General features: G+C 45.0%; 1 protein-coding gene. It reads left to right on the top strand.

The annotated features are described in order from the left end of the window. The first annotated feature begins 1,117 nt into the window (after positions 1-1,117). Positions 1,118-2,398, top strand: a complete 1,281-nt coding sequence (locus FA727_RS25545) for a Ty1/Copia family ribonuclease HI (protein ID WP_136833893.1) — start codon at positions 1,118-1,120, stop codon at positions 2,396-2,398. Positions 2,399-2,508 lie beyond the last annotated feature (110 nt).

Raw genomic sequence — 2,508 nt, 5'->3', positions numbered from 1 at the left:
CTTGCATGCCGTCATAACTACCGACACCAGGAGGCAATCCAGAGCGTTGGTGCAAAAGGCGGTGCCAGATGGCGACCAACCCTGGCCGATCGGCCAGGAACCAGCCCAATGGCTGGCCACCGACTCCGTTCAAGGCGCTCTTCTGAGGACAGTTGCATGCTGAGCTAACTTAACCGCCAAGATGCTCAACCGACCTGCTCAAGCTATAAAAGGAGGCCTCCACTTCACTTCTCAACACACACCAAGAAGGAGCTTCTCTACTTTTTATATTTTCTAGAGTAGATTAGGGTTGGGAGTTAGAGTTGAGTCGAGCTTGCCTCGAGGTTCCGGAGTCTCTCGGAGATCGGGTAAAGTTCTTGTATCTTTTCTTTATACTTCGAATATTTCCTTTATCAATATAGTTATCTTCTTTACTTTATCGGTTAAGCTTTCCTTTCCTGCTTTCCTTAGTTTATCTAGGAAAGTAGTGTGATCCTTTCATTTCATAACCTTTAGATTCAGTTAGAGTCTAGTTAGTTTGACAGGCTTTTACCTTACGGGTTTCTCGCCCGGACTAGGAGATTTAGCCGTCTCCTAGGTAGAGGGGGGTTTCTTGTGAAGGCCTCACAAGAAATCCTAGCATCAAACCCAGACGTGGTGTTTGGCTAGGTGTTAGCTAGAAAGTGTGTTCCATTCCATGGAAGTAGAGTGGTAGGCGGCAAGTGATGACAACCTTGTCCATCCTTTGTGCGACCACAACGTTCGGGTGTTTTCATAGCAGTAGTAGCAGGTTGCCGTTGGGTCCCCCTTCTACCCCGTCTGGACCCTTCCTCTTCCAGCCGCCGAAGCAGATCAGGTTAGTAGATAAGTTTTTACTAGAGTAATTGTAGGCTATCTGAAAGTTAGCCCTCTACCCTCGCCATTCTTTTCCTTGGTGGGGTCCGGTTAACTAGATTTAGGCTAGTCGCGTCTGCCGTTCTTTGGATTCGATATCCCAGGTATCACTCCCCTGGTGAAAGGCTACATCGGTCTCTGTGCGCTTGCAGAGTAATTAGTATAGGCTAAGAAGTGCCAACAACTAGTTGCAAAGGGGTTCTCTCAAATTGAAGGACTTGACTTTGGAGAGACCTTTGCTCCGATGGCTAGATTAGAGGCAATCCGCATTCTCCTTGCCTATGCCTCTTGTCATGATATGAAGCTCTATCAAATGGACGTCAAGAGTGCATTCCTCAATGGGTACATCAATGAAGAGGTGTATGTGGAACAACCACCGGGCTTTGAAGATCCATACAACCCCAATCATGTGTTCAAGCTATCCAAGGCACTCTATGGACTCAAACAAGCTCCAAGGGCTTGGTATGAGCGTCTCCGGGATTTTATCATTGCCAAGGGATACAAGATTGGGAAGGTTGATACTACACTCTTCAGCAAGAAGGAGAATGGCGAGCTCTTTGTTTGCCAAGTCTATGTGGATGACATTATATTTGGCTCAACAAATGAAGAGATATGCAAGAAATTTGGTGAAATGATGTCAAGGGAATTTGAGATGTCAATGATTGGTGAACTTACTTTCTTCCTTGGATTTCAAATGAAGCAACTTGAAGAAGGCACATTTATATGTCAAGAGAAATATACCAAGGACCTTCTCAAGCGCTTCAAGATGGAAGATTGCAAGCCCATCAAGACCCCCATGGCAACTAATGGGCATCTCGACCTTGATGAGGGAGGTAAACCGGTAGACCAAACTCTTTATCGTTCTATGATTGGTAGTCTACTTTACCTTACCGCATCTAGGCCCGACATCATGTTTAGTGTATGTATGTGTGCTCGCTTTCAAGCCAACCCCAAAGAAGCACACCTTAAGGCCGTGAAAAGGATCTTTAGATATCTCAAATATTCACCAAGCATTGGCCTTTGGTATCCCAAAGGAGCACACTTTGAACTCGTTGGCTATTCCGATGCGGATTATGCGGGTTGCAAAGTGGATAGGAAAAGCACTTCCGGCGGGTGCCAATTGCTTGGTAGGTCGCTAGTCTCTTGGTCCTCCAAAAAGCAAAATAGTGTGGCTCTTTCAACCACCGAGGCCGAGTACATTGCCGCCGGCTCTTGTTGTGCACAAATCCTTTACATGACTCAAACACTCCTAGACTATGGCCTAGTTCTTAGGAGTGTACCCTTGCTTTGTGACAATGAGAGTGCGGTAAAGCTTGCAAATAACCCCGTCCAACACTCACGTACCAAGCACATAGATATCCGTCACCACTTTATTAGAGATCATATAGCTAAGGATGATATATCTTTGCATGGTGTAAGGACGGATGATCAGTTGGCGGATATCTTCACAAAGCCTTTGGATGAAAATAGGTTTTGCAACTTGCGGAATGAGCTTAATGTGGTTGACTTCTCCAATTTCACCTAGAATGCTCAATGTTGTTTGTATATAGATATGCTTGAAAAACTCAAAAAAAATAGTTGCTAGTGTTGTTTTTGCATATCATATGTAATATAGCTCATATGCATTAGGTGCTT

It is taken from the genome of Robertmurraya kyonggiensis, assembly GCF_005116465.1.
Lineage (GTDB): Bacteria > Bacillota > Bacilli > Bacillales > Cytobacillaceae > Robertmurraya > Robertmurraya kyonggiensis.
Note: the sequence above shows the minus strand (reverse complement) of the source record. Positions and strands in the feature narration are given on the sequence as shown.